Annotated in this window: 24 protein-coding genes and 4 pseudogenes; 16 read left to right on the forward strand and 12 right to left on the reverse strand. The window is 65.0% G+C overall.

The window, feature by feature from the left end; translation table 11 throughout:
- Positions 1 to 61: 61 nt before the first annotated feature.
- Positions 62 to 2,268, forward strand: a pseudogene (locus IQ220_RS13145) (molybdopterin oxidoreductase family protein).
- On the opposite strand, the gene IQ220_RS13150 reads toward IQ220_RS13145, so the two are convergent.
- Both IQ220_RS13150 and IQ220_RS13155 read right to left on the reverse strand, forming a co-directional pair.
- A complete protein-coding gene (locus tag IQ220_RS13150) occupies positions 2,211 to 2,699 on the reverse strand; it encodes a nitrate reductase associated protein (protein ID WP_193915536.1) in 489 nt (162 codons plus the stop codon). The pseudogene IQ220_RS13145 and the gene IQ220_RS13150 sit on opposite strands and share 58 nt — an antisense overlap.
- Complete coding sequence (locus IQ220_RS13155) at positions 2,689 to 3,807, reverse strand: anthranilate phosphoribosyltransferase family protein (RefSeq protein WP_193915539.1); 1,119 nt, start codon at positions 3,805 to 3,807, stop codon at positions 2,689 to 2,691. The genes IQ220_RS13150 and IQ220_RS13155 overlap by 11 nt, the downstream gene beginning before the upstream one ends.
- A gap of 447 nt (positions 3,808 to 4,254) precedes the next feature.
- On the opposite strand from IQ220_RS13155, the gene IQ220_RS13160 reads away from it, so the two are divergent.
- Both IQ220_RS13160 and IQ220_RS13165 read left to right on the forward strand, forming a co-directional pair.
- Positions 4,255 to 4,461, forward strand: coding sequence for a hypothetical protein (locus IQ220_RS13160; protein WP_193915541.1), 207 nt, complete (start codon positions 4,255 to 4,257; stop codon positions 4,459 to 4,461).
- A gap of 282 nt (positions 4,462 to 4,743) precedes the next feature.
- On the forward strand, positions 4,744 to 6,309 hold the full coding sequence (locus tag IQ220_RS13165; RefSeq protein WP_193915544.1) for a ferredoxin--nitrite reductase: 1,566 nt from the start codon (positions 4,744 to 4,746) through the stop codon (positions 6,307 to 6,309).
- Here the strand turns inward: IQ220_RS13165 and IQ220_RS13170 are convergent.
- Positions 6,241 to 6,627, reverse strand: a complete 387-nt coding sequence (locus IQ220_RS13170; protein ID WP_193915547.1) for a hypothetical protein — start codon at positions 6,625 to 6,627, stop codon at positions 6,241 to 6,243. The genes IQ220_RS13165 and IQ220_RS13170 overlap by 69 nt on opposite strands.
- 176 nt (positions 6,628 to 6,803) lie before the next feature.
- Between IQ220_RS13170 and IQ220_RS13175 the strand changes: the two genes are divergently transcribed.
- The 4 genes from IQ220_RS13175 (at position 6,804) to IQ220_RS13185 (ending at position 10,879) form a co-directional block, all read left to right on the forward strand.
- Positions 6,804 to 8,189, forward strand: a complete 1,386-nt coding sequence (locus tag IQ220_RS13175) for a hypothetical protein (RefSeq protein WP_193915549.1) — start codon at positions 6,804 to 6,806, stop codon at positions 8,187 to 8,189.
- Entirely contained in the window at positions 8,186 to 8,974 is a 789-nt protein-coding gene (cobA, locus tag IQ220_RS13180; RefSeq protein WP_186697762.1) for a uroporphyrinogen-III C-methyltransferase, read from the forward strand. Before IQ220_RS13175 ends, cobA begins: the two co-directional genes overlap by 4 nt.
- 198 nt (positions 8,975 to 9,172) lie before the next feature.
- The gene (locus IQ220_RS16135) at positions 9,173 to 9,307 is read left to right on the forward strand and encodes a hypothetical protein (protein WP_255510574.1); all 135 of its coding nucleotides are present in this window, start codon (positions 9,173 to 9,175) and stop codon (positions 9,305 to 9,307) included.
- Between the two features lie 690 nt (positions 9,308 to 9,997).
- Positions 9,998 to 10,879, forward strand: a complete 882-nt coding sequence (locus tag IQ220_RS13185; RefSeq protein WP_186697758.1) for a formate/nitrite transporter family protein — start codon at positions 9,998 to 10,000, stop codon at positions 10,877 to 10,879.
- Positions 10,880 to 11,006: 127 nt separating this feature from the next.
- On the opposite strand, the gene cynS is transcribed toward IQ220_RS13185, so the two are convergent.
- Positions 11,007 to 11,468: a cyanase gene (cynS, locus tag IQ220_RS13190; RefSeq protein WP_186700865.1), complete on the reverse strand. Its 462-nt coding sequence runs from the start codon at positions 11,466 to 11,468 to the stop codon at positions 11,007 to 11,009.
- 337 nt (positions 11,469 to 11,805) lie between these two features.
- On the opposite strand from cynS, the gene IQ220_RS13195 reads away from it, so the two are divergent.
- Positions 11,806 to 12,282 (forward strand): redox protein, encoded by a 477-nt coding sequence (locus IQ220_RS13195; RefSeq protein ID WP_193915552.1) that lies wholly within the window; start codon positions 11,806 to 11,808, stop codon positions 12,280 to 12,282.
- Between the two features lie 40 nt (positions 12,283 to 12,322).
- Here the strand turns inward: IQ220_RS13195 and IQ220_RS13200 are convergent, their stop codons facing one another.
- The 7 genes and pseudogenes from IQ220_RS13200 to IQ220_RS13230 form a co-directional block, all read right to left on the reverse strand.
- The gene (locus IQ220_RS13200; RefSeq protein ID WP_193915554.1) at positions 12,323 to 13,216 is read right to left on the reverse strand and encodes a transglutaminase family protein; all 894 of its coding nucleotides are present in this window, start codon (positions 13,214 to 13,216) and stop codon (positions 12,323 to 12,325) included.
- Positions 13,201 to 14,184 carry an alpha-E domain-containing protein gene (locus tag IQ220_RS13205; RefSeq protein WP_193915557.1) on the reverse strand — a complete coding sequence of 328 codons (984 nt, stop codon included), beginning with the start codon at positions 14,182 to 14,184 and terminating at the stop codon, positions 13,201 to 13,203. The genes IQ220_RS13200 and IQ220_RS13205 overlap by 16 nt, the downstream gene beginning before the upstream one ends.
- Positions 14,178 to 15,650 carry a circularly permuted type 2 ATP-grasp protein gene (locus tag IQ220_RS13210; protein ID WP_193915560.1) on the reverse strand — a complete coding sequence of 491 codons (1,473 nt, stop codon included), beginning with the start codon at positions 15,648 to 15,650 and terminating at the stop codon, positions 14,178 to 14,180. The genes IQ220_RS13205 and IQ220_RS13210 overlap by 7 nt, the downstream gene beginning before the upstream one ends.
- A gap of 108 nt (positions 15,651 to 15,758) precedes the next feature.
- Positions 15,759 to 17,476 (reverse strand): annotated as a pseudogene (ureC, locus tag IQ220_RS13215) (urease subunit alpha).
- Between the two features lie 6 nt (positions 17,477 to 17,482).
- On the reverse strand, positions 17,483 to 17,800 hold the full coding sequence (locus IQ220_RS13220; protein WP_193915650.1) for an urease subunit beta: 318 nt from the start codon (positions 17,798 to 17,800) through the stop codon (positions 17,483 to 17,485).
- A gap of 19 nt (positions 17,801 to 17,819) precedes the next feature.
- Positions 17,820 to 18,122 carry an urease subunit gamma gene (locus IQ220_RS13225; protein WP_186697747.1) on the reverse strand — a complete coding sequence of 101 codons (303 nt, stop codon included), beginning with the start codon at positions 18,120 to 18,122 and terminating at the stop codon, positions 17,820 to 17,822.
- 69 nt (positions 18,123 to 18,191) lie between these two features.
- Complete coding sequence (locus IQ220_RS13230; RefSeq protein WP_370566480.1) at positions 18,192 to 19,121, reverse strand: urease accessory protein UreD; 930 nt, start codon at positions 19,119 to 19,121, stop codon at positions 18,192 to 18,194.
- A 17-nt stretch (positions 19,122 to 19,138) separates the two neighbouring features.
- Between IQ220_RS13230 and ureE the strand changes: the two genes are divergently transcribed.
- The 8 genes and pseudogenes from ureE (at position 19,139) to urtE (ending at position 26,464) form a co-directional block, all read left to right on the forward strand.
- The gene (ureE, locus tag IQ220_RS13235) at positions 19,139 to 19,663 is read left to right on the forward strand and encodes an urease accessory protein UreE (protein WP_193915562.1); all 525 of its coding nucleotides are present in this window, start codon (positions 19,139 to 19,141) and stop codon (positions 19,661 to 19,663) included.
- Positions 19,623 to 20,309 (forward strand): urease accessory protein UreF, encoded by a 687-nt coding sequence (locus IQ220_RS13240; RefSeq protein ID WP_304524005.1) that lies wholly within the window; start codon positions 19,623 to 19,625, stop codon positions 20,307 to 20,309. The genes ureE and IQ220_RS13240 overlap by 41 nt, the downstream gene beginning before the upstream one ends.
- Positions 20,310 to 20,317: 8 nt before the next feature.
- On the forward strand, positions 20,318 to 20,968 hold the full coding sequence (ureG, locus tag IQ220_RS13245) for an urease accessory protein UreG (RefSeq protein ID WP_193915565.1): 651 nt from the start codon (positions 20,318 to 20,320) through the stop codon (positions 20,966 to 20,968).
- A 108-nt stretch (positions 20,969 to 21,076) separates the two neighbouring features.
- Positions 21,077 to 22,374: pseudogene (gene urtA, locus IQ220_RS13250) on the forward strand (urea ABC transporter substrate-binding protein).
- A gap of 192 nt (positions 22,375 to 22,566) precedes the next feature.
- A complete protein-coding gene (locus IQ220_RS13255; RefSeq protein ID WP_193915568.1) occupies positions 22,567 to 23,724 on the forward strand; it encodes a branched-chain amino acid ABC transporter permease in 1,158 nt (385 codons plus the stop codon).
- 60 nt (positions 23,725 to 23,784) lie between these two features.
- Positions 23,785 to 24,900 carry an urea ABC transporter permease subunit UrtC gene (urtC, locus tag IQ220_RS13260; protein WP_193915570.1) on the forward strand — a complete coding sequence of 372 codons (1,116 nt, stop codon included), beginning with the start codon at positions 23,785 to 23,787 and terminating at the stop codon, positions 24,898 to 24,900.
- A gap of 60 nt (positions 24,901 to 24,960) precedes the next feature.
- Complete coding sequence (gene urtD / locus IQ220_RS13265; RefSeq protein ID WP_193915573.1) at positions 24,961 to 25,707, forward strand: urea ABC transporter ATP-binding protein UrtD; 747 nt, start codon at positions 24,961 to 24,963, stop codon at positions 25,705 to 25,707.
- Between the two features lie 41 nt (positions 25,708 to 25,748).
- Positions 25,749 to 26,464, forward strand: a pseudogene (gene urtE, locus IQ220_RS13270) (urea ABC transporter ATP-binding subunit UrtE).
- A 10-nt stretch (positions 26,465 to 26,474) separates the two neighbouring features.
- Here the strand turns inward: urtE and IQ220_RS13275 are convergent.
- The gene (locus IQ220_RS13275) at positions 26,475 to 26,756 is read right to left on the reverse strand and encodes an FmdB family zinc ribbon protein (RefSeq protein WP_186697732.1); all 282 of its coding nucleotides are present in this window, start codon (positions 26,754 to 26,756) and stop codon (positions 26,475 to 26,477) included.
- Positions 26,757 to 26,804 lie beyond the last annotated feature (48 nt).

Genomic DNA, 26,804 nt, shown 5'->3' on the forward strand with positions numbered 1-26,804 from the left:
TCGCTGCTGAGGGGCCGGCCCTGGGTCGGCCCCTTTTTTATCCGCCTGTTCTCTGAGCCCCATGGCTGCTTCCCCACCAGGCTCGGTGCGCTCCCAGTGCCCCTACTGCGGCGTGGGCTGTGGCCTGGAGTTGCTTCCCCCTGCTGCCAAAAATCAGCCCACCCGGCGCGACGCCGACGGCCTTCCCCTCTGGGGCACCCGGGGGGATCGGCGCCATCCCTCCAGCCTTGGGCAGGTGTGCATCAAGGGGGCCACGGTGTGCGACACCCTGCGCCACGGACGGCTCAGCCAGCCGCTGGCTCGCGCCAGCCTGGACGAGCCCTTCCAGCCGATCAGCTGGGATCAGGCCATCGATCGCATCGTGGCCAGGATCCGCAGCTCCCTGGCCAGCAAGGGCCCCGGTGCGATCGCCATGTATGGCTCCGGCCAGTTTCACATCGAGGACTACTACGTCGCCCAGAAGTTGCTCAAGGGGGCGATCGGCACCAACAACTTCGATGCCAACTCGCGCCTGTGCATGAGTTCGGCCGTGGCGGGCTATGCCCGCAGCCTCGGCTCCGATGGCCCCCCCTGCTGCTACGAGGATCTCGACCACTGCGCCGTGGCCTTCCTGATCGGCACCAACACGGCGGAGTGCCATCCGGTGCTGTTTCAGCGGCTGCTGAAGCGCAAACGGCGCCAGCCCGGCAGCGTCACCATCGTGGTGGTGGATCCCAGGCAGACGGCCACCAGCGACGCGGCCGACCTGCACCTGGCGATTCGCCCCGGCACCGACCTGGTGCTGATGCACGGCCTGGCCCATCTGATGGTGCAGGCGCTCACGATCGACGTGGAGTTCATCGAGGAGGCCACCGAAGGTTTCGCCGCCTATGCCGAACTCCTGCAGGCCTGGACCCCCGAGCGGGTCAGCCGGCTGTGCGGCATCTCTGAGGCGGCCCTGCGGCAGCTGGCCCGGCTCTGGGGCCAGGCCCCCAGCGTGCTCAGCCTCTGGTCGATGGGCCTCAACCAGAGCGTGGAGGGCACCGCCAAGGTGGCGGGCCTGATCAACCTGCACCTGCTCACCGGCCAGATCGGCAAGGTGGGAGCGGGGCCCTTTTCCCTCACCGGCCAGCCCAATGCGATGGGCGGCCGCGAAGCCGGTGGGCTGGCCCACCTGCTGCCGGGCTATCGCACGGTGGTGGATCCCTCCCACCGGGCCGTGGTGGAGGCGGCCTGGCGGTTCGGGGCCGGCGCGATCGATCCCGCGCCTGGCCTCGATGCCTGGCGGCAGGTGGAGGCAATGGAGTCTGGTGCCCTTGATCTCTGGTGGGTGGCGGCCACCAATCCCCTGGTGAGCATGCCGAACCTGGAGCGGGTCAAGGCCGCCGTGAGCCGCTGCCCGTTGGTGGTGCTCAGCGATGCCTATGCCGACACCGAGACCGCCCAGTACGCCCACCTGCTGCTGCCTGCGGCCCAGTGGAGTGAAAAGCCCGGGGTGATGGTGAATTCAGAGCGGCGGGTCACCCTGTGTCCGGCCTTTCGGCCGCCCCCCGGCGAGGCGCGCCCCGATTGGCAGGTGTTCGCGGAGGTGGGCCGCAGGCTGGGCTTCGTTGAGGCCTTCAGCTACGGCTCCGCGGCGGAGGTCTACGCCGAGCTGGCCGCCCTCACCGCCAGCCGTCTCTGCGATCACTCCGGCCTCAGCCACGCCCTGCTGGCCAGCGAGGGTCCCCAGCAGTGGCCCTTCCCCTGCGGCTCAGCTCCCAGCCAAGAGTCCCGGCGCCTGTACACCGACCACCACTTCCCCACCGCCAGTGGTCGGGCCCGCTTCATCGCCGAGCAGCCCATGGGCCTGGCGGAGCTCCCAGCGACGGGTATCCCCTGGTGCTCACGGTGGGCCGTTACCTGGGCCAGTGGCACACCATGACGCGCACCGCCAAGGTGCCTCGCCTCAACGCCCTGCATCCTGAGCCCTTGCTCGAGATTCACCCCGAGGATGCCGGCCCCCTCGGCCTGGAGGATGGCGCCATGGCCGAGATCCGCTCCCTGCGTGGCACGATCACGGCCCGGGCGACGGTGACCGAGCGCATCCGACCGGGCACCGTGTTTCTGCCGATGCACTGGGGCTTCATGCAGGAGCAGGCCTGTGAGGCCAACGCCCTGCTGCACGAGCAGGCCTGCCCGATCTCCAGGCAGCCCGAACTCAAGGCCGCCGCCGTGGCCGTCGCCAGGGTTCAGGAGGTGGCCCCGGTCGGGGCAAACAGCTCCACCAGCGCCGCTGGCAGGTTGTGATGGTCGTGGCCGGGGCGGGCCAGCTTGCAGAGAGCAAACCGCTCCAGCTCCGAGAGACCATTCCACTGGTCAGGCCCCAGCCCATAGCCCAGCTCTGCGGCTGAGCTGCTCACCTCAGCGGGGGGCGCTCCAGGGTGTTGCCAGGGGGCTTCGCGGGGGATGGGCAGGGAGGTGACCCCGCCGTCCGCCATGGCCGCCGTGCTCTGGCGCAGCTCGGCCGCCAGGGCCGCCAGGTCGTCGGGGCCGTCAGGCCAGAGCACGAGCTGATCCCGCTGGCTTTCCGTGAGGGCCAGCCAGTGGTTGAGCCGCAGTTTCACACCGCAGAGATCGAGCTTGCGGCGCAGGCAGAGGGGAATGCAGCGCCAGTTCCCGACGAAGTCGCGCTCGAAGCCGAAGCAGTGGGAGCAAGGATGGGAGCCTTCAGGAAGCATCGTGTCTCCACTGGATCAGGGCACGCAGCTGATCCAGCAGCGCTCCGCTCTGGACCAGATCTGTGGCGCGGGCCACGCCTGCAGCCAGATCCTGGCAGACACCGCCATACCAGAGATAGGCCCCGGCATTCCAGATCAGGGCGGTGGCCAGGGGCCCCTGGCCACCGAGAGCGGCCAGGGCCTGCTCGCGCCAGCTCTCGAGATCCTGCCAGAGGGCATCGTTGTCGTAACAGCCGTGGTCGCGCGGGTGAAGGATCAGGCGCTCCCCATCACCACCCTGGGCCCGGGCCGTGATGCAGGCGCGGCTGATCGGCAGGTCGGTGCTGCCCTCGAGGCCTTTCACCGTGATGGCCATCGCCTCGCCGGCCAGTTCCAGGGCCTTCCAGGCCCGGCTTTCGGTGGGGGGATGCACGAAGCCGCTCACCAGCAGGTGGGGGCCCTGATGGGCGGTCCAGAGCAACTCGAGGCTGGCCACGGGGGGGCGCTTGCCCAGGTCGTCGCGGATCGGCGTGAGGCTCTCCGCCAGCGGGAAGTGGTCCGGTTGGTGCACCAGGGCCAGGCGGTGCTGCGTCAGCCCTGCCTGCACCGTGGTCAGGTTCAGCCCCTGCAGCTCCAGCCCCAGGGCGGCGAACAGCTCGATGGCCGGCACGCCATATTTCACCGGCATGCGGCCCCCCCCCTGCAGTACCACGGGCAGCCCGGCCGCACTCAGGGCCAGGGCGGTGAGCGGATAAATGGGGGCCGTGCGGGTGCGGCCGTCAAAGGGCATGCCGAAGCAGAGGGCAGGCTCGGCACTGCGCAGGCTCGGCCCCAGGCGCCGGTAGACATCCAGCATTCCGGCCAGTTCCTGGGGCTCGGGCCGACGGATCCGATGGGCGATCAGAAAGGCGCCGATCTGGGCCGGCGTGGCCTCTTCGAGCAGCATCAGTTCCAGCGCGTGGCCGGCCTCCTCCCGGCTCAGCCCCCGGCTGGTGTGCTCGCCACTGCCCACCTTCTGCAGATAGTGCTTGAAACGCTCACGGCCAGACAGAAGCTCGGCAGCAGGGGCATGGCCGTTCAGTCCGGTCTCAGGCGAGGCGTTGGGCAGGGTGCCGGAAGGGAGCGCCATCAAGGGCTGAGGGGAGGGGGCAGCGTGGGCCGCACGGGCTGCATGGTCGAGAACTCCATGCTGTCACCAGTGATCGTCCAGCGTGTGCCCCACCGAACAAAGGCCAGAACGGGAAAGAAGTATCAACCGACACGGAAGACATCCTGAAGATTGGCGCCGGAGCCAGGCGGCTTCGGTTCGGTACCAACCGCTGCATCCCGATCGCCCCCTGGCTGGAGAGAGTTCATGCTCACAACTGGGTGCGCCGATGCGATGGGCTGCCTGCTGCGGGCTTCTGCTCGGATGCCTGCATGGTCTGGTGAGCCTTGAGCTGCGGCCCAACAGCGTCTTCGAGGCGCCCGGATCAGCTCTGGTGGGGGCGTGGAGCCCCGCCCCCCAAGCTGGCGCCCGCTTCTGAAGTCCCTCATCCAGCTTCGATACTGAAGGTTGTTCTTCGGCAGCTCCGCCATGGCCACTCCGCTGCAGACCACCCGTAGCGCCGGCTCTCCCCTCGGCGTCGCCCTCGCCTTCGTCGGCATGTTTGTGGTGGGGTCCCTGGGGGTTCAACTGCTGGCCGGCCTTCCTCGCGACGCGGCCCCTGCAGCTTCCGCCGGGGGAGACACCGCGGTGGTGGCCCATCCCGCCAGCCTCTGGAGTGCCCTGGGCGAGCGCTGAGGCCAGCCAGGTCAGGGATGACAGATCCGTAACGACCACGACACCCCATCACTGCCCTTGCCTGCAGGATCAGGACCGGTCTGTGATTGCAGATCCCAGCTCATCTTGAAGGGAAGCGGCCGCGCCCAGGCGCCGTCCTCCCATTCCGGACAACGCATCCCTCATTGGCGTTCACCGGCCTCATCCCCTCCCGACCGATGGGGTGAGGTGTGGTGGTGCCGTGGGGTCCTGTTCACGGCCGCGTTGTCTGGGCGTGCCTTCGGTGCGCCGCTTCCCTCTTCCATGAGCACTTCCACGACCCCTGAAGCGACCACTCCCAGCTCCGCCCTCACCAAGGTGGAGCAGGCCAAGGCCGATCTCTGCGGCCTCGATCTGCAACCCCAGCTGGCCGAGCTGGCCGCTGCCGGCTGGGACAGCCTCGACGAGGCCACCCTCACCATCCGGCTGAAGTGGATGGGCATCTTCTTCCGGCCCGTCACCCCCGGCCGTTTCATGCTGCGGCTGCGACTCCCGAACGGCGTGGTCAGCGCTGAGCAGCTGGAGCTGCTCGCCGAGGCGGTGGATCGCTGCGGCGAGCACGGCAGCGCCGACATCACCACCCGCCAGAACCTGCAGCTGCGGGGCCTGCTGTTCGAGGACATGGCGCCGCTGTTGGAGGCCATGGAGCGCGTGGGCCTGACCAGTCGCCAGTCGGGACACGACAACCCGCGCAACATCACCGGGAACCCCCTGGCCGGCATCGATCCCGAGGAGATCGTCGACACGCGCCCCCTCGTGCAGGCGATTCAGGCGCGGCTGTTCCAGCCGGATGGCCCCCGCAACCTGCCGCGCAAGTTCAACGTGGCCGTCGGCGGTGCCCCCGACAGCTTCCTGCTCCACAACGACCTCGCCTTCCTGCCCGCCCATCACGCCGGCGAGCTCGGCTTCACCGTGATGGTGGGCGGCTTCTTCTCAGCCCAGCGTAACGAACTCGCCATCCCGCTCGGCCTGTGGCTGCGGGCTGATCAGCTGCCTGATTTTGCCCTCACGGTGCTGTTGCACTTCGAGCAGAACGGCAATCGCAAGCTGCGCAACAAGAGCCGGCTGATGTATCTGATCGATGAGCTGGGGCTTGAGACCTACAGGGACACGATCAAGGCGGCCTATGGGGCGTTGGCCGGCGGCGAGGCGATGGCCTCGCTCCAGCCCCACGACGGCACGCACCTGGTGACACGGGCCCCCCGGGATGGCCTCGGCTGGAATGCCCAGGCCCAGGAGGGGCTCGGCTGGATGGGCCTGCACGTGCCGATGGGCCGTCTCGATGCCGAAGGGATGCTGGCCCTGGCCGGTCTGGCCCGGCAGTACGGCAGCGGTGAACTGCGGCTCACCGAGGCCCAGAACGCCCTGATCGTCAACGTGCCGGAAGCCAGCCAGGAGGCGCTGCTGGCCGAGCCGCTGCTGCAGCGCTTCCGCCCCGATCCCGGCCACCTGCAGGCCGAGGCTGTGAGCTGCACCGGCAACGCCTACTGCAGTTTTGCCCTGATCCCCACCAAGAGCACGGCCCAGGAGCTGGTGGAGGAGCTGGAGCGGCGGGTGGAGCTGCCCCATGGGGTGCGCACCCACTGGACCGGCTGTCCCAACGCCTGCGGCCAGCCCTACATGGGTCAGATCGGCCTGATGGGAGCCAAGACCCGCAAGGACGGCGAGATGGTGGAAGCCGTGAAGATTTTCCTCGGCGGCTCCATGGACGCCGACCCGAGGCTGGCTGAGCTGCATGACAAGGGTGTGCCTCTCAGCGACCTACCGGACGTGATGGAGCAGCTGCTGGTGGACCGCTTCGGTGCGCGGCGCAAGGCTGCGGCTGCCTGAGGGCCGCTGCCCGAACACCCTCTTCCGCAGCCAGGAGCGCACCGATCCACCCCGGGATCGGCTGTCCTGGCTGCCGCACCAGCTCTGGTCGAGCTGCACCAGGGCCTGTCGATCGCCGCTCTCGACACCCGCGTAGAGCAGGTGGGTGAGCCGCTCAGGGTCGAGCTCCAGCAGTGCCGCTTCTTTCCAGAGACGACGGCTGCGCAGTTGATCCCCCTGGCGGAACTGGGCCTGAGCCAACTGCTGGGCCAGGCTCACCAGCAACTGTTGTTCCTTCACGGCGGCCAGCCGGGCTCCGTCAATTCGCTCCTGGGTCACGCACCTGCCGATTGCACTCCGGCCCATGGTCTTTTGCCTTTCTGCCTTGTTCAGTGATATAGCCGGTGCCTGACGGCAGCTCTTGTCCCACATCAAACGTATCGGTGGCTACAGAACAGCCCTCACCTGTCCCGTCGCCGGTGCCATTCTTGAGGCCCAGTCGGCTGGAGGGCGTTGTGGCAGGGCCCCCTGACTCCCCTCTGCTTCCCCGGAACCTGCCTGCCACCACAGATGCCGGGCGCTGGCTCTGGCTGCAGCGTCTGCGCCGCAGTGCCGCGCTGCCGCTGGAGCCCTGGTTGCTGGCGATCGAAGCCGGTGAGCTCCGGCCAGACGCCGATCTGATCGCCGCCCTGGCCAGCCGCTTTGACGCTGCGGCGGCCCAGCGGCTGCTGGTGTGGTGGCTGCACAACGCCGGGGCCGATCCTGCCCTGCTGCAGGTGATCGGCCAGCAGCGGCACCCGTCTCTGGCGGCCCGCCTGCGCGCCGCTCTGGCTGAGCCCTGGGCCGCGGAGCGGGCCCAGTGGCTGTTGCCCCTGGTGGGCCACCAGCGGGACCCCGCCGACTTCGCCCTGCTGGCGGGCTGGTTGGCCTCACCCCAGCCGGGGCCCTGCCGTCGCGCAGCCCTTGAGGGGCTGGCGGTGGGTCTGCCGATCTGGCCGCTGCCGCCCCTGCGCCGCCTGTTGCGGCGACTGCTCACGGATCTCGATCCTTCCCTGGCGGCCACCGCCCTGGATCTGCTGGCACGGCTGCCCCAGCCCCGTCTCGCCCTGGCCGGCGTCGAGCCCGAGCGGCTGGATCCTGCCGTGCAGCGGCGGCGGCAGCGGCGACTCTCGGCCCTGCCGGCCAACCCTCTCGTGCTCGTGGTGCATGGCCGCGGCGGCGGCGTGATCCCTGCGGAGCTGGACGCGCTGCGGGCTGATGTGGAGCGACGGCGCCGAGCCCCGGTGGTGCTGCAGAGCCTCACCGGCACGGCGGGGCCGGCCGTGGGACCGCTGCGGCAGGCGGCGGCAGGGGGGGCGATCACCCTGATGCCCCTGCTGCTCCTGCCGGGGGGCCATGTGCGGGGGGATGTGCCGGCCCTCAGTGCCGCCTGGCGCGGCAGCGGCCCGGTGCTGCGGCTGCCCTTTCTGGGCGCGTGGCCCCTCTGGCAACGGGCCCTGCGCCTGGAGCTCCTGGCCCTGGCCAGGGCGTGGGCGGCGGCAGAGGGCACGGCCACGACCCCTCTGCTGCTCCACCATCCCCTGCAGGAGGGCCTGGCGAGCCGCTACCTGACCCACCTGGAACGCTTCTGCCAAGCCCGCTGCCACGCCACTCCATACACTGCGACGGTTGCTGATGAGCTGGTGCAGGTGTTGGCTGCCCCGAGCTGCCCACCTCCAGAGGGGGCGCGGCCGAACGGTTGGGCCCAGAGTGCGGGATCGGAATTCAGGCCGCCGGTGCTGCCGCTGGTGCTGGCGGCGAACCGGTTGACGGATGCCCTCTCGCCCTGGAGCGGACCACCGCTGCTGCAACGCCCCCGCCTGCGCGACGGCTTACTGGATCTGCTCGTGGCCCTGCCATGAGCGCTGTTCCGCCGCTCGGCACGGTGTATCTGGTGGGAGCTGGCCCCGGGGATCCAGAGCTGCTCACCCTCAAGGCCCACCGGTTGCTGCGCCACTGCGGTGCCCTGGTGTACGACTCTCTGGTGCCGAAGGCCCTGTTGGACCTGGTGCCCGTGGGTTGCGAGCGGCACTTCGTGGGCAAGCGGCGCGGTCATCACTCGGTGCCCCAGCCCAGCACCAACGCCGTGCTGGTGGAGCTGGCCGCCCGCCACCAGACAATCGTGCGGCTGAAGGGCGGCGATCCCTTCCTGTTCGGCCGCGGTGGGGAAGAGGCCGCCCACCTGGTGAGCCATGGCATTCCCGTGCAGGTGGTGCCTGGCGTGACCTCCGGCATTGCGGCCCCGGCCTATGCCGGCATTCCCGTGACCCACCGCAGCGCCGGCTCCAGCGTCACCTTCGTGACCGGGCACGAGGAGATCGACAAGGCCCGACCGGGCGTGGACTGGCAGGGGCTGGCCCGCAGCAGTGACGGCCTGGTGATCTACATGGGCCTCCACAACCTGGCCAGGATCTGCCAGGAGCTGATGGCAGGCGGGCTGGATCCGTCCACCCCGGCCGCCGTGATTCAGCAGGGCACGGTGCGGGGACAGCGCAGCCTGGTGGCGACTCTGGGTGGCCTGGCGGATCAGGTGGCGGCTGAGGGGTTCAGCTCCCCCTCCATCGTGGTGGTGGGGGCGATGGTGGCCGAGCGGGTGGAGGCCTGCGCTCCGCTGCCGGCGGACGCCGAGATGCCGATTCCGTTCTGATCTCTCCAGCGGCAGCACGCCACGGGGCGTGAGACTGGCTTTCGGTAGTGGCTGACACAGGATGACGCGCCCGCCTCTGGTGCAGTGGGATTCTGTGCACTGAATGTCATGGCCCCCGGTGCTGTCCCCCGTGCCATTCCACGCTCCAATCGCGGCCAGGCCAGGGGGGCTGTCCGGGTTCCACAGCGGGCTGCCTTGGTGCGTGGGGCGAGTGAGCGCCCTCCCCAGCGCCGCTCCGCCCTGGGGCAGGATTTTGAGGCCATGACCCAGGTGTGGCAGATGCTCAGATCCGGCGCTGTGCGGGTGTGGGGAGAGATCGGCCGCAAGACCTGAGCAAAGCGGCTCCAGCCATGTTGTCGAATCCTGGCCGAAGGTTCGGTTGGTAACACGAGCTACAGGAGCGAACATCATCCAGTGGCTTAATGGATGGGTGCAGAGATCGGCTCGTTCGATCTCTTGCCTCCGTTTTTCGGATTGCACGTGTAGGCAGCTTCTGATTGCTTCGTTTTATGGAGCCCACGGGCTTCAGATTTTCAGACGCTGACTCCACAACTTTTCAACCTCCCTGCCTTGGGCGCCTCTACACCGGCTGCCCGAGTCGCTGTTGGTTTGTCAACTTCAATCCGCCTGGTCATCGGCCTCGCGGGCTCGTGCTCCTGTGGCAGTCCGGCCGGCCTGCTGCAGCACCATCCCCCGTGGACCGGTGCGGCGAGTTCGTGGACGGATTTGATCGGCGTTGGCATCGGCATTGCTTTTGATCTTCTCCTCCCTCCCATGGTTCCCTTCCCCACGTCTGCTTCAGCTCCAACCACAACGCCTTCCCCCAAGGGCGCTGGTTCCGGAACAGATCCCTTCTCTCGCTTCGTGAACTGGTTCAGTTCCGTTGGGGCTGAGTCTTCCGAACCTGTGCGGTCCACCCCATCCGAGGATCCCTTCAGCCAACTGATGAATCGCATCAGTCGCTGATCACCAGCCTGCTCTCCAGGGCCAGCTGATCTCTGTTACTTCGATCTTTCCTCTTTCATGGATTACGTCTTACCTAATGAGCTCGTCGATGGGATGATTGCCGCTGGAGGCAAGAAGTCCAGCGTCAGCGTCAAGAACCTTCTGCTGCGAGGCTTCTACTCCGGATCCGTGCTTGGTCTGGCGTTGTGTCTGGCCCTCACCATCATGGTGCAGACGGGCATTCCCTGGATTGGATCATTCATCTTCCCCTTTGGCTTCGCCAGCATCGTGCTGTTTGGCATGGAACTGGTCACCGGTAATTTTGCCCTACTGCCGATGGCGGTCTGGGCCGGCAAGACCACCTGGAAGAAAACCTTCCACAACTGGATGTGGGTGTGGATCGGCAATTTCCTCGGCACGGGCCTGGTCGGCATCCTCTTTGCCATGAGCCTCACCAGTGGAGGAACGGCAGATCTGGCCACCGGGGCCGGTGACTGGGTGGCCGTGGCCAATAAGATCATCGGCCTCAACAAAGCCAATGTGATTGCCAAGTATCAGAACCTCGGAGCTCTTGGATTTTTTCTTGCCTTCCTGCGCGGTCTGATTGCCAACTGGCTGGTCTGCCTGGGAGTCACCCTGGCCCTGGTGAGTAAGAGCGTTCCTGGCAAGATCCTGGCCTGCTGGCTGCCCATCACTGCCTTCCAGGCGCTGGGGATGGAGCATATCGTGGTGAACATGTTCCTGCACACCACGGGCCCCTTGCTGGGTTCAGGCGTGAGTTTCCTTCAGATCGCTTTCTGGAACTATCTGCCGGTGACGCTCGGCAACATTGTGGGTGGCATGGTGTTTATCGGCATGCTCTTCTACAGTACCCACCGCTCTCCGATCAGCAATGTGTTGCCCACCAGGCATGATGAAAAGCTTGAAAGGGAACTCGCCGCCGAGCTGGGAGCGCGCTAAGTTCAGCCCCTGCGATTCCACTGCAGCTGAACGTCTATCTTGAGAATCGGCGCAGTCTTCTTCGTATCAGTCACAAGTGCCGGGCAGCAACGCTGCCCGGTCTTTTTTTATGGGTTCAAGAAGTGGTTCACCACTTCTTGTAGGGCAGGAACTTGCCGCACATGGTAATCTTCACCCTGTCTCCCGTGGGGTTGGCTTCTTTGTCGACATGCAAGGTGAAGTCAATGGCGCTCATGATGCCATCGCCGAACTTCTCTTGAATCACATCCTTCAGTGGCATGCCATACACCTGCATGATCTCGTAGAAGCGGTAGATCAGGGGATCGGTGGGGATCACCGGATCCAGGCTGCCCTTGGTGGGGTAGGTCTGCAGGGCGGCTTCGGTGTCGCCATCCAGGGCGAGCAAACCGGCCAGGGCTGTGGCTTCGTCGCTGGAGGCGCAGGCCTGGCCATAGAACAATGAGGCGACCCACACTTCATCGCGACCAAGGGCCTCACCCAGCTCGGAGAAGCTGAGTCCTTTGGCTTTCTTGGCCTTCAGAAGTGCGGCCGTCAAGGGCGATCCGCTGGAGCCAGGTGTTGATGACATGGTCATAAAAGTTGAGATCTGATGTGGCAGCCAAGCAGCTGATCTGTGGGCCCTCTGCTGCTTGATGTGCTGCAAGATGGAGCCCCTTCATGATGTCGTCATGGCTGTGATTCTCGTGTGTTGATCGATACGACAAGGCACTGAACCTGCTGTGCCGGCCACCTTCTGGCCCGTGCCACTCCCCTGCGGCCCAGTGCAGAAACTGCCCAGGCGGTCGGCCGTTTGGTAGTGGCGGCCACACTGGCTGGGGTACGGTGTTCGGTTCACTGGATTACGCCCAACCGGTGCGCGCCCAACACCGACTGCCATGACTGCCACAACGCCGAGACCGGCGCCGATGTTCGAGCTAATCCCCTACGAGAAGTTCCGCGACACCCCCGCGGTGCGCTTCTTCGACATCACTGTGGCCGCGTCCAATGCCCGGGATCTGGTGATCCACTCGGGGCCCGCCACCTCCCCTCCGGACGATCCGGCCACGGCAGCCTGGCAGTTCTACCTGCATCCCCACCAGGAGGACAATCTGCTCGCCCTGCACGGCGGCCGCACCTTCTATCTGGTGAACTTCGGCTGGAACTACCCCTTCCACATCGTGCGGCTCGATACGGGCGGCGACATCCTCAGGATTCCGCCGGGAACCTTCCATCGTTCCGTTTCCGATCCTGACGGCTCGGTGGTGCTCAACCAGGCTGTGCGCGAACCGGGTGTCAGCCTGGTGCAGGAATTCCGCGTCTACAACAGCCGGAGGATTCCGAGGCTGTTCGCCACCACCTTCAAAACCGCGCCGCTGCCCAAACTGCACGGTCTGCACTGGTAAGGCGTGTTGGCTGAATGCTGACCACCCAGCCCCGCCGCGATCAGCCCAGGGGCAGGCTGGCCTCCAGGGGGGCGACGGGATCGAGAATCTCCGCTTCGATCAGCCAGTCAAAGCTGCTGCTCACCCCAGCTGGGCCTGAAAAGCAGCCGGTGATGGCCGCGGTGAGTTCCGGCTTCGAGGACGTGGCCAGGGTGATGTAGCGATCGTCGACCGGACCCTTGCCGCTGGGGTCGTAGCCGCGCCAGCCGGCTCCCGGCAGGTACACCTCCGTCCAGGCGTGCAGGTCGTACTGCTCGGGAGCGGGATCCACCAGGTGGTAGCCGCTGACGAACCGGGCCGGCAGGCCCACGCAGCGGCAGGCCTCCACCATCAGCATGGCCAGGTCACGGCAGGAGCCCACCCGTTCCTTGAGGGTGCGGCCGGCAGGCCAGGCGGGACCCACGTGGCGCTGGGTGTACTTCACCCGGTCCTGGATCATCTCCACCAGCTGATCGAGAAACATCAGGGCCCGCTGGTCGCTGCCCATCAGGGCCTCCTGGGCCATGTCCACGGCGGCGGGGTCGTGCTGGCCATTGGGCAGCCAGCCGCCGAGGGCGCCCTGCAGGTCGCCGTTGAGGTGGCCCACGGGGTAGGGCAGCAGCGGCTCGTTGGCCTCCAGGCAGGCCTGCAGATCCGGCGGCGCGTGGGAGACCACCGTGCTGCTGGCCTCGATGCGGAAGCTGTCACAGGAGCCGCCGAAGCGGGCCCGCAGAATCTCATCACCACTGGCGGCGATCAGGGGGAACAGGGAGCTGGGCTCAGGATCGATCCTGAGCTGGAAGTCCAGCAACGTCTGAAAGCCATGGCCCCGGGGCTTGAGACAGAAGCGATGGGCTCCGAGCAGAACAGGCGCGCTGTACCGGTAGCTGAACGAGTGCTTCAGGCGCGCACGCATGCCGGATCCGCGTTCTGGGACTCAAGGCTGGTCGCCACGAAGTAGCGCCCCTCGATCAGGTTGTGCAGTCGGTTGAGGTCGCTCTGCAGGGCGTCGATGGCCTCATGGAGGCCTACCGCGAACAGGTCGTCGATGCGGGTGTAGCTCCAGCGGGCCAGGGTGAGGCCACTGAGGCACTCCAGCTCGTCCGGTGCACCGGGCACCGAGCGGCCCTGCACGATCCTGAGGGTGTCCTGAATCCGCTCCAGGCAGTAGCGCACCGAGCGCGGAAAGATCGGGTCGAGCAGCAGGAAGCCGGCCACGGCGCGGGGTTCGATCGCCTGTTGACGCGCCTGGCGGAACATCTGGTAGGCCCCGGCGCTGCGCAGCAGCGAGATCCACTGCAGTTCATCCAGCACGCCGCCCACCTCGTCGGGGGAGGGCAGCAGCAGGAAGTACTTCACATCGAGGATGCGGGTGGTCTTGTCGGCCCGCTCCAGCAGCCGCCCCAGCCGGCTGAATTGCCAGGAGAGATCGCGGCTCAGGGTGGAGTCGGTGATGCCGTAGAAGAGCTGGCAAGCCCGGCGGATGTCGCGCAGTTGCTCCTGGGGGGGTTGTTTCCAGAAGCTTTCATTCTCCTGCAGCGTCCAGTAGATGTCGTTGAGCTGCTCCCACATCTCGGTGGTGATCACTTCGCGGATCTGCCGGGCGTTCTCCCGGGCAATGGCGATGCAGTTGGCCACGCTGTTGGGATTTTCCTCAGCCCGCACCAGGAACTCGATCACATCGTCGGGGCTGCCATTGGTATAAAGCTTGTCGAAGAGTTCCCGTTCGCCGCTGGCATCGATCAGGGGCAGCCAGGGTTCGGCGCTGCCCGGGGGGCAGTCGAGGGCCATGGCCTCGCTCACCTCCACGAAGCGGGAGATATTCTCAGCCCGCTCCACATAGCGGTTGATCCAGTAGAGCGAATCGGCGACGCGGCTCAGCATGAGCTGGAGCCCTGCAGTTGGAGCTGGCCATCGCCACGCTCACTGACGATCCATGTGTCCTTGCAGCCCCCGCCCTGGGAGGAGTTCACCACCAGGGAGCCGCGCCGCAGGGCCACCCTGGTCAGACCGCCGGGGCTCACCCAGGCGCCCTTGCCCCGCAGCACGTAGGGCCGCAGGTCCACATGGCAGGGGAACAGCTCGCCCTCACTCAGGGAGGGCACGGTGGAGAGTTCCAGGGTGGGTTGGGCGATGTAGTTGCGCGGGTTGGCCTCGATGCGCTTGGCGAAGTCGTCGATCTCCTCCTGGCCGGCATGGGGGCCGATCATCATTCCGTAACCGCCCGCTTCAGCCACCGCCTTCACCACCAACTGGCTCAGGTGCTCAAGCACGTAGGCCCGATCCTTGTCGCGAGAGCAGAGGTAGGTGGGCACGTTCTCAATGATGGGCTCCTCCCCCAGGTAGTACTGAATCATCTCGGGCACATAGGCATAGATGAGCTTGTCGTCCGCCACCCCCGTGCCAGGGGCATTGGCGATCGCCACCCGACCGGCGCTGTAGGCCTGCATCAGCCCCCGCACGCCCAGCATGGAATCGGAACGGAACACGGCCGGATCGAGGAAGTCATCGTCGATGCGGCGGTAGATCACATCCACCGGCTCCAGACCACCGGTGCTGCGCATCCACACCCGGTCGTCCTGGCAGACCAGGTCGCGGCCCTCCACCAGCTGGATGCCCATCTGCTGGGCCAGGTAGCTGTGCTCGAAGTAGGCACTGTTGAACACCCCGGGGGTGAGCAGCACCACCGTGGGGCGCTCCGTCCAGGGGGCCAGCTCCCGCAGGCTCTGGAGCAGGTGGGAGGGGTAGTCGTCGATCGGCTGCACGGTGCGGCCGGAGAAGAGGCTGGGGAACATCCGCTTCATGACGCGGCGGTTCTCCAGGAAATACGCCACGCCTGAAGGGCAGCGCAGGTTGTCTTCCAGCACGCGCCAGGTGCCCTGGCCATCGCGGATCAGATCCAGGCCGGAGATGTGGCACCACTTGTTGAGCGGCGGCTTGAATCCCTGCATCTGGGGCCGCCAGCCCTGGGAGGTCTCCAGGTCTTCCCGCGCCACGATGCCGTCCCGCAGGATCAGCTGGTCGCCGTAGACGTCCGCCAGGAAGTGATCGATCGCTTCGAGCCGCTGCACCAGGCCCCGCTCCAGGGTCAGCCATTCGCTGGAGGCGATCAGCCGCGGCAGGGGGTCGAAGGGCAGGATCCGTTCCACCCCCCGGTTGCCGGAGCCGTTGAGACGGAAGGTGGCACCAAGCCGCTTGAGCAGCATGCCCGCGGCCACGTGGTTGCGGTTGAGCTCTTCGAGGCCCAGCTGGCCCAGGGAGGAGAGCAGGGGGGAGAGGGCTCTTCGGGGTTCGTCCGCGGCACTGAAGTACTCGTCGTAGCCGCGGTGGGGCTTGTAGTCCGTGAACATCCCTGCCCTGCTCGCTCCCCCTAATCATGGGCAGCCGGCCAGGGGCTGGCCGGTGTGGATTGCTACGAAAGCTCCCTCCCGTGTGCCGTTGGTGGCGCTGGGAAGTTCCTAGAGCAGGAAGTAGCGCTGGGCCATCGGCAGCACCTCGGCCGGCTCACAGGTGAGCAGTTCGCCATCGGCGAACACCTCGTAGGTCTGGGGATCCACCGCCATCTTCGGCAGGGCGTCGTTGAGGCGCATGGCGCTCTTGCCGATGCCGCGGGTGTTCACCACCGGCACGCAGCGGCGCTCCAGGCCGAGGCTGCGTGGGATGTCGGCCTCCAGGGCGGCCTGGCTCACGAAGGTGAGGCAGCTGGGGGCGAGGGCCTTGCCGAAGGCACCGAACATCGGCCGCCCGTGCACGGGGCCGGGGGTGGGGATCGAGGCGTTGGCATCGCCCATCTGGGCCCACACGATCGAGCCCCCCTTGATCACCAGCTCCGGCTTGACGCCGAAGAAACCCGGTTTCCACAGCACCAGATCGGCCAGCTTGCCCACTTCCACCGAGCCCACCTGGCTGTCGAGGCCATGGGCGATGGCGGGGTTGATCGTCACCTTGGCGATGTAGCGCTTGAGCCGGGCGTTGTCGTGGCGGCCGCCGGCGGCCGCGTCCTCCGGCAGGCTGCCGCGCTGCAGTTTCATCTTGTGGGCGGTCTGGAAGGTGCGGGTGATCACCTCCCCCACCCGGCCCATGGCCTGGGAATCGCTGGCGATGATCGAGAAGGCGCCCAGATCGTGGAGGATGTCCTCGGCGGCGATCGTCTCGCGGCGGATGCGCGATTCGGCGAAGGCCACGTCTTCCGGGATGCGCGGATCGAGGTGGTGGCACACCATCAGCATGTCGAGGTGCTCCTCGAGCGTGTTGCAGGTGTAGGGACGGGTGGGATTGGTGCTGCTCGGCAGCACATGGGCCTCGCCGCAGATGCGGATGATGTCGGGGGCATGGCCGCCGCCGGCCCCCTCGGTGTGGAAGGTGTGGATGGTGCGGCCGCCGATGGCGCGGATCGTGTCCTCCACGAAGCCCGCCTCGTTGAGCGTGTCGGAGTGGATGCACACCTGCACGTCGAAGCGGTCGGCCACGGTGAGGCAGCAGTCGATCGCCGCCGGGGTGGTGCCCCAGTCTTCGTGCAGCTTGAGGCCGCAGGCGCCGGCGCGGATCTGCTCCTCGAGCGCCTCGGGGGTGCTGGCGTTGCCCTTGCCGTAGAAGCCCAGGTTCACCGGCAGCCCCTCGGCGGCCTGCAGCATGCGGCCGATGTGGAAGGCGCCGGGGGTGCAGGTGGTGGCGTTGGTGCCGGTGGCCGGGCCGGTGCCGCCCCCCAGCAGGGTGGTGACCCCGCTGGCCAGGGCCGTTTCGATCTGCTGGGGGCAGATGAAGTGGATGTGGGTGTCGATGGCGCCGGCGGTGAGGATGTGACCCTCGCCGGCAATGGCCTCGGTACCGGGGCCCACCTCGATCGTCACCCCCGCCTGGGTGTCGGGGTTGCCGGCCTTGCCGATGGCCACGATGCGCCCGTCGCGCAGGCCGATGTCCGCCTTGACGATGCCCCACCAGTCGAGGATGAGGCGTTGGTGATCACGGTGTCCACCGCCCCGGCACCGCGGGTGGTCTGGGCCTGGCCCATGCCGTCGCGGATCACCTTGCCGCCGCCGAACTTCACCTCATCGCCGTAGACGGTGAAGTCCTTCTCCACCTCCAGGATCAGCTCGGTATCAGCCAGCCGCAGGCGATCGCCGCTGGTGGGGCCGTAGGTCTCGGCGTAGGCGCGGCGGGAGATCCGGTAGGGCATGGGGGGTCAGTCGAGGGGTCCATTGACGAGGCCGTTGAAGCCCATCACCCGGCGCTGGCCGGCGAAGGGCACCAGGTTCACCTCGCGGCTGTCGCCCGGCTCGAAGCGAATCGCCGTGCCGGCGGGGATGTCGAGCCGCAGGCCGCGGGCGGCGTCCCTGTCGAAGCGCAGGGCGTCGTTGGCCTCCTGGAAGTGGAAGTGGGAGCCCACCTGCACGGGCCGGTCGCCGCTGTTGGCCACCAGCAGGGTGGTGACGGGGCGGCCGGCGTTGAGTTCGATCTCTCCGGATTCGGGGATCAGTTCGCCGGGGATCAGCGGGGCCATGGCAGCAGGGCGGGTGGGGTCAGCGGATGGGGTCATGCAGGGTCACCAGCTTGGTGCCATCGGGGAAGACGGCCTCGATCTGCACCTCCTGCACCAGCTCCGGCACCCCCTCCATCACCTGCTCGCGGCTCAACCAGGTGGTGCCTTCGCCCATCAGGGCGGCCACGGTCTTGCCGTCGCGGGCGCCCTCCAGCACCTGGAAGCTCAGCCAGGCCACAGCCTCGGGATAGTTGAGCCTCAGGCCGCGGTTGAGGCGGCGCTCCGCCAGCAGGGCGGCGGTCACGATCAGGAGCTTGTCCTTCTCCTGGGGGGTGAGGTGCATGGTGGCTGGGGAGGGGAGGGATGGACCAGACCCCGCCGCACTGTGGCAGGGGTCTGAGGGTGGACAGGTTCAGCTGCAACCTTCAGGGCGCCAGGGTTGTTCCTGAAAGGGCCAGACCCGCGGCAGTTGCGGAGCGGGCAAGCCCCTGGCCGCCCGGATCCGGGCCCAGATGCGGCTGAACCAGAACCGGGCCGCCTGGCTGGAGGGGCCCCGGTAGCGGGCCACCAGTCCAGGCTCCAGGGCGCCGCAGGCCATGGCGCCATCCAGCCCGTCACGATCCTGGCGGCACAGCTCCAGCAGCCCGGCCAGCTCAGCCCTGGGGAAGTGCTCCGGAGCGGCCCACACCAGCGAGCCGTACACCGGCTGCCGGGCCAGGCCATGCTCCCCGGCCAGGGCCTCGCCGCCCAGCTCCAGGCGATCCACCAGCATCCAGGGGTTGCCGCGGCTGCCGCTGCGATGGATGTCGAGGGCCGAACGCCAGCAGCCGGCAGCGAGGTCTTCGCCGGCGGCGGTGCGGCCCAGGCGCACCACCTCCACGCCCAGGTAGGAGGCCTGGGGGGCCAGCTCCACCCGGCAGCGCTGCTCCAGCAGCCCGTCGGCGTAGAGCACCAGCTCCTGGGGCAGCCACTCCAGATCCGCGCCGTCGGCGAGGCAGAAGTGGAGCTGCTGGTTCACCCAGCGCCCCTCGGGTGCCTGGCTCAGGCGGCCCACCGACCCGTAGACCTTCTGGGCCGCCACGCTGGTGAGCAGGGCTTCACTGCGCTCCTCCAGGCTCGCCTCGATCGTGAGCTGATCGCCCCCCACCAGCCCCCCGGCGGTGTGCAGCAACGGCAGTTCGCAGCGGCCATCCTGGTGCCGATAGGCGCGCTGCAGTTTCAGCGGGGCTGTGGCGGTGCCCTGGAAGCCGGTGTCGCCGCCATCGGCGCTGGCTCTATGGCGGAAGATCAGCCTGGTCTGGCCGTGCCAGCTGCCGGCGGCGCGTGATTTGGAGATACTCAGCACAGCGTCATGCCGCCATGATCCCCGCTTCCGCGGCCCCAGGGCCAGTGCCGCAGCCCCTGGTGCTCACCCAGCTGCTCTCCGGATTCTCTGGTCCGCCCCCTCCCTTCGTGCTCCAGCTCAGCGCTGACGAGCGCACCCGGCTGCGGGGACGCCGCCACAGCGTCTGCGGCCAGCCGCTGTTGCTGCAGCTGCCCCGCGGCGAAGCCCTGCAGCCCGGTGACCTGCTCGCCGATGGCGAGGGCCTGGCCTGGGTGCGGGTGGAGGCCGCGGCGGAGGCCCTGCTGCGGATCACGGCAGCCGATCCCCTGGCGTTGCTCCAGGCGGCTTACCACCTGGGTAACCGGCATGTCGCCATGGAAATCCGGCCAGGAGAGCTGAGGCTGGCGGAGGATCCCGTGCTGGCCCATCTGATGGAGCACCGCCGCCTGGGAGTGGCGCGGATCAGCGCCCCTTTTCTGCCTGAGCACGGTGCCTACGCCAGCAGCCAGGGCCACTCCCATGGCGGCTCAGAGCCCGGGGGCCATGGGCATGGCGCCTAGGTCGGCCGCTACCGGCCGCCTGGCCCTGCTGCAGCTGGTGAGCCCGGCTCTGCCGGTGGGGGCGTTCAGCTACGCCGAGGGGCTTGAGGTGCTTGTGCAGCACGGCCTGCTCCAGGACGCTGCGGGGGTGGAGGCCTGGCTGCGGGCCGAATTGCAGCGGGGAGCCGTGACCGTCGAAGCCGCCTGGCTGCCCAGGCTGATGCTGGCCCCGGATCCGGAGCTGCGCGATCGGGACGCCTGGTTGCTGGCCCAGAGAGAGGCACCGGAGCTGCGCGCCCAGCAGCGCCAGATGGGGGGGTCTCTGCTGCGGCTGCTGGCGGACCTGGGCCTGGAGCCGCCGGCGCTCGACCTGGCCTGGCCAGGGGCCTTTGCCCTGGCGGGCCGCGCCCTGGCCATTCCAGCCCAGGAGCTGGTGGAGGCCTATCTCTACGGCTGGGTGGCCAACCAGCTGAGCGCGGCGGTGCGGCTGGTGCCCCTGGGGCCGACCCGGGCCCAGGCGGTGCAGTGGGGACTGGCCCCGGTGATTGCGGCGCGGGCTGAGAGCCTGGTTGGGGCGGATCCAGATCAGCTCTGGACAGGGGCAGTTGGGGCCTCCCTGGCTCAATTGCGCCATGCTGAGCTCTACTCCAGGTTGTTTCGGAGCTGAGGGAGCCGATGAGCAGGCTGCGGGTGGGGGTGGCAGGGCCCGTCGGGTCGGGCAAGACGGCCCTGGTGGAAGCTCTCTGCCGGCGTCTGCGGCAGCAGCTGCAACTCGCCGTGGTCACCAATGACATCTACACCCAGGAGGACGCCCAGTTCCTGACCCGGGCGGGCGTGCTGGAGCCTGAGCGCATCCGCGGCGTCGAGACCGGTGGCTGTCCCCACACCGCCATCCGGGAGGACTGCTCGATCAACCGCGCCGCCGTGGAGGAGCTGGAGAGGCTCTACCCCGATCTCGACCTGGTGCTGGTGGAAAGTGGCGGCGACAACCTGGCGGCCAGCTTCAGTCCGGAACTGGTGGACCTGTGCATCTACGTGATTGATGTGGCCGCTGGAGACAAGATTCCACGCAAGGGGGGGCCGGGCATCACCCGATCCGATCTGCTGGTGATCAACAAGATTGATCTGGCGCCGCTGGTGGGTGCCGACCTGGGGGTGATGCAGCGGGATACCGAGCGCATGCGTCCGGGCCGCCCCTGGTGCTTTGCCAACCTGCGCAGTGGCGAGGGACTCGACAAGGTGGAGTCGTTTCTGCTGCAACAGCTTCCGGAAGGACTTCGGGTATCCACGCCATCGCTTGCACGAGCAAATCCACACACCGGCTGAGCGCCCAGCACCTTCGGTGCGATCGGATACATAGCGCCCAGGAACAGATCTGTAGGTTGCGAAATGCCGCCGATATCGCGGCATCCACCACACCTTGATCAATCACCCATGGTCCAGCACATCTCAAGGCGGTTGCTTGCCGGAATCGGCGCTTCAGTGGTCAGCGTCACGCTTGTGCCTGCGGCGGTGGCGGCGGCGATTCGGCGGGGGACTTTGACGGAGAAGTCAAAGTCGGCATCCTTCACTCTCTGAGTGGGACCATGGCCATCTCGGAAACGACCTTGAAAGAGGTCGAAGAGATGGCAATCAAGGAAATCAACGACGCAGGTGGCGTCAAAGTAGGGGATAAGTCATACAAGATCGTTGCGATTACCGAAGATGGCGCCTCAGACTGGCCCACGTTTGCCGAGAAATCGCAGAAGCTGATCGACTCCGACAACGTTGCGGTGGTCTTCGGAGGCTGGACCTCGGCCGCCCGCAAGGCGATGCTGCCGGTGTATGAGGCCAAGAACCACATGCTGTTCTACCCCATTCAATATGAGGGTCAGGAATGCTCTAGAAATATCTTCTACACCGGTGCCGTCCCGAACCAGCAGGCTGAGCCTGCAGTGGACTGGCTGATGAAGACCTACGGCGACGAGCTGGGCAAGAAGGTCTACCTTGTTGGTTCTGACTACGTGTATCCACGTACGGCCAACACCATCATCAAGGAGCAGATGAAGGCCCTTGGCGGTGAAGTTGTTGGTGAGGATTACATCCCCCTAGGCAATACGGAGGTTGCACCCATCATCGCCAAGATCAAGGAGGCATTCCCTGATGGAGGCATCATCATCAACACCTTGAATGGTGACTCCAACGTTGCCCTCTTCAAGCAGTTCAAGGCCGCTGGTATTGACCCGGCTAAGTATCCAATCATGTCCTTCTCCATTGCGGAGGAAGAGATTCGTCAGATTGGTCCCGAGTACACCACCGGCACCTACGCAACCTGGAACTACTTCATGAGCCTGGATACTCCAGCCTCCAAGAAGTTCACTGACGATTTCCGGGCCATGTATGGCGAAGACCGGGTTGTTGGCGACCCTGCGGAGTCGGCCTACAACATGGTCTACCTCTGGAAGAATGCCGTTGAGAAGGCGGGCACCTTCGAGGATCTCGACAAGGTCCGCGAGACCATGATCGGCATCACGTTCGATGCTCCCCAGGGCGAGATCAAGATGTTCCCCAACCACCACACCTCCGAGCGTGTGCTGATTGGCGAGGCCATGCCTGATGGCCAGTTCAAGATCCTTCAGGATAGTGGCGAGGCTATCGCCCCGCTGCCCTGGAACCAGTTCGTGCCTGAAACCAAGGGCTACACCTGCGACTGGACCCAGGATCGTCCCGACGCTGGAAAGTTCCAGATGTGATGCATCGGTTGGGGGGCTATCTGCCCCCCTCCACCACCCAGGTGCTGCTCTCAAGCTGAACAGACGGAACCTCCTTTTGGTTCCCCTTGGCTGAGCATCAAAGCCGCTTCCGTTTAAGGCCAGCAGTCTTCATCCTTCAACCCATCAGGTCTGGACACGTTCTGGCCTGAGAATGTTCAGCTACTACTTCCGTTGGAACTATTCTTTTCTCAGATCCTTGATGGGCTCAGCATCGGCTCCGTGCTGTTGCTTGCAGCCACCGGACTGGCCATTGTCTTTGGCTTGATGGGTGTGATTAATCTCGCCCATGGCGAGTTGATGATGCTAGGTGCCTATGTCACTTTTGTCGTCCAATCTGTTTTCAGACCGATTGGAGGTATTGTTTTTGAACTCTACTATCCGGTAGCTCTTGTCTGTGCCTTTATTGTCACAGCCTTGGTGGGTGTACTGCTGGAGCGAACACTGATTCGCAAGCTCTACGGTCGGCCCCTCGAAACACTGCTGGCCACTTGGGGTGTGAGCCTGATCCTGATCCAGCTGATCCGGAGCATTTCCACCGCCATGTTGCTGGGCATTCTGCTCACAGTTGTTCTGGGCTACTTCTCCAGTCGACTGTTGAAGGCCAAGGTTGGCGATCGTCCCTTTTTGCCTTACGTCACCGGACTGCTCTGGGCCGCTTCTCTTGGGATCGGCCTGGTAGCGGTGAATGCATTCTCGGTCGTGCGTCCGCTCGCCAGTCCTTGGTTTGGACCCAGAAACATCGATGTGACTGCCCCTAAATGGCTTCAGGGCAGCTGGGGTGAAATTGGCGGCATTGAGTTGCCTGGTCTGAGGATCTTCATCATTCTGCTTTCGGTTGTGCTGTTGTTGGCCACGGTGTGGTTCCTCACCAAGAGCGCCTGGGGTCTTCGGATTCGAGCCGTCACGCAGAACCGCCAGATGAGCAACTGCCTCGGTATCCCCACCGACCGCGTCGACAGCATCACCTTCGGCCTTGGATCAGGTCTGGCTGGTGTCGCCGGCTGCGCCATCACGCTGCTCGGGTCTGTGGGTCCCAACCTTGGAGCTGCCTACATCGTGTCCTGCTTCATGGTGATTGTGCTGGGCGGAGTGGGCAATCTGCTTGGCACCGTTTTGGCCTCCCTGATGCTGGGCCTGATTCAGTCTGTTGTTGGTTCGGGTTCGCTTTTGATTGTCTTTCCGGACATGCCTGCGGCAGCCAAGGGTGTTGTGGAGTTCTTTGCCACCACGAGTATGTCGTTGGTGCTTGTGTTCATCTTCATCATTGTCTTCCTGCAGTTCCGTCCCAATGGAATGTTCCCGCAGAAGGGGCGATCCGTTGATGCTTAATCCTTCCATGCAACGCTTCCCGGCACAACACTTTCGCTTCCTTTTGTGGAGGTCCAACCCATGAAGATCCTCCGAAAGCTCGTTCCATGGATTCTGCTTGCCATTGCGCTGTTTGTGCTTCCGGCAATTCTGAGTGATTTCAGGCTAAACCTGTTTGGACGCTACTTCTCGCTGGCGATCACTGCCCTGGCCATTGATCTGATTTGGGGCTACACAGGCTTGCTCAGCCTGGGCCAAGGGATCTTCTTCGCTTTGGGTGGCTATGGGGCGGCGATGTACCTAACCCTGAATACGGAAAGCCTGGCTGGTGGCAATGGCATTCCAAAGTTCTTTGAGAACTACGGTGTTGACAAGCTTCCTTTCTTCTGGCAGCCGTTCTGGTCTCCAGTCTTTACCCTGATCGCTCTTTGGCTGATACCGGCCATCATCGCTGGGTTTGTAGGCTATCTGATCTTTAGAAACCGAATCAAAGGAGTTTATTTCTCGATCATCACGCAGGCTGCGTTGATGGTGTTCTTCCACTTCTTTAATGGTCAACAGAAGTTGATCAATGGAACCAATGGCTTGAAAACCAGCACAACAGAGTTGTTTGGGCAGCTGGTTGGCTCCAGTGACATGCAACTCCTGTTCTACAGGATTACTGTACTGCTCATACCGGTCGCTTTTCTTGTTTGTCGATACTTCACCAATGGTCGTTTCGGCGACGCCTTGATCGCGATCCGCGATGATGAGCAGCGGCTCAGGTTCGGAGGCTTTAACCCCGTTCCCTTCAAGACCATTGTGTTCATTGTTGCCGGTGCACTCTGCGGTCTTTCGGGCGCTCTTTATACCGTGCAAACGGGGATTGTTTCTCCACAGTTCATGACCATTTCAATGTCAATTGAAATGGTCATCTGGGTTGCCGTTGGTGGTCGGGGAACTCTTGTTGGTCCGATCATTGGTGCAATCCTGGTCAACTACCTGAGAAGCCTGGTCAGTGAGGCTTTGCCTGAGTTCTGGCTGTTTGTGCAGGGGGGCTTGTTCATCTTTGTGGTGGTGCTGATGCCCGATGGCATCTACGGTTGGTTCACAGGGGGAGGTTTCAGCCGCCTCCTGGCAGCCTTTGGTATTGCACCGATGGCGCGCACCTATCCTCAGCTTGATGAGGAGGTGGCCGCTCTAGAAGATATCTCTTGAGTCTTTGCACTCCCATGAGACCCCGTCAGCAATCCACCCATCCCATTGTCGTTTCCGCCAATGACCAAGCCTCTCCTTGAACTCAAGGATGTGAGCGTTAGCTTTGATGGCTTTTATGCGCTTACAGACCTAAGCCTCACCTTGATGAAGGGAGAGCTTAAATCCATCATTGGTCCCAATGGTGCAGGTAAAACCACTTTTCTCGATGTCATCACCGGTAAGGTTCGCCCCACCAAGGGAACAGTGAGCTTTCGGGGCCAATCCCTGATTGGCCTTTCTGAGCAGAAGATCTCGCGAGGCGGAATCGGCCGTAAATTTCAGACTCCGCGCGTGTTTGAGAACCTGACGGTTCAACGTAACTTTGAGCTCTCTGCTTCACCCCACAAGAATGCGTTGAACTTGCTGGTTGATCGCCTGCCTGTATCCGTGAAGGATGAAGTGCAGCGCATCATGAACTATGTGGGCCTGGCACCCTTTGCCACCCATCAGGCGGGCTCCCTTTCCCACGGCCAGAAGCAGTGGTTGGCCATTGGCATGTTGGTGGCCCAGTCTCCCGAGGTGTTGCTGCTGGATGAACCGGTAGCGGGCCTCACTGACGAAGAAACGGTGCGCACTGCCGAGTTGATCAAGTCGTTGGCTGGTGATCACACCGTGGTTGTGATTGAGCACGATATGGAGTTCATTCGTGATCTCAATGCCCCTGTGACTGTTCTTCACCAAGGGCAGCTCCTGACGGAGGGCCCATTGGATAAGGTCAAGCAAGACCCGCGTGTGATTGAAGTGTATCTCGGTCAGTCTGACGACTAATTCTATTCAATCCAACCCAACCCCAGGCTTTGCGTAAACCCATGACCGCTCAACCCATTCTTCATGTCTCAGATCTGAATGTCTACTATGGCCAGAGCCATATCCTCAGAGATGTTGATCTGTCTGTTCCCGAAGGAGAAATGGTGTGCTTGATCGGCAGGAATGGTGTTGGTAAAACCACCTTTCTTAAAACCATTATCGGTCTGCTGCAGCAACGATCAGGCTCGATCCAGTATGGCGATCGGCAGCTGCTCTCAGAGGCTCCGTACCGGCGGGCCCGTGCTGGCATTGGTTATGTGTCCCAGGGACGCGACATCATCCCCCAGGTCACGGTCAAGGAGAATCTGCTGCTCGGCATGGAGGCCCTGCCGGGCGGTCTGGGCAAGAATCGGCACATTGATCCCCTGGTCTTTGATCTCTTCCCCATCCTTGAGCAATTCCTGAGTCGCAAGGGTGGTGATCTCAGTGGGGGTCAGCAACAGCAACTCGCCATCGCCCGTGCTCTGCTGGGGAAGCCCAAGCTGCTGCTCCTTGATGAACCCACCGAGGGGATTCAGCCTCCATCATCATGGACATTGAGCGGGCCGTGCAGCGCATCATGAAGGAAACGGGAATCAGTGTGCTGCTGGTGGAGCAGCATCTCCACTTTGTGCGTCAATCCAATTACTACTACGCCATGCAGCGCGGCGGCATTGTGTCCAGCGGACCTACAGACCAACTGTCCGACGCTGTGGTCCAGGAATTCCTGACTGTCTGAGCGACCTAACTCAACAGCCGCGGTTGACCATCCAGGGCCGGGTGCTGCTTTGCCTCAGCCGAGGTTTGCGTTCAGCGGCCCTTTCGGCCTGTTGTTGGCCGCTCACCAGGCGCGGTTCCTTGCTTTCCTGCTTGAGCCGGAAGGAACCCGTGAGCGTCATCGGTGGACTGAAGATGCGGCTACCCTTGGCACCGCAATCGGGGCAATCGGTATTCACCTGACGCGACTCAATGCTGCGCCAGACCTCATAGTCTTGGCAGCCTTCGCTGCAGCTGAACTCATAGACGGGCATGGACAGTCTTTTCGTGTGGTCTGGGTGCCGGGGGGGACCCGTTGAGGC

This window comes from Cyanobium sp. LEGE 06113, assembly GCF_015207615.1.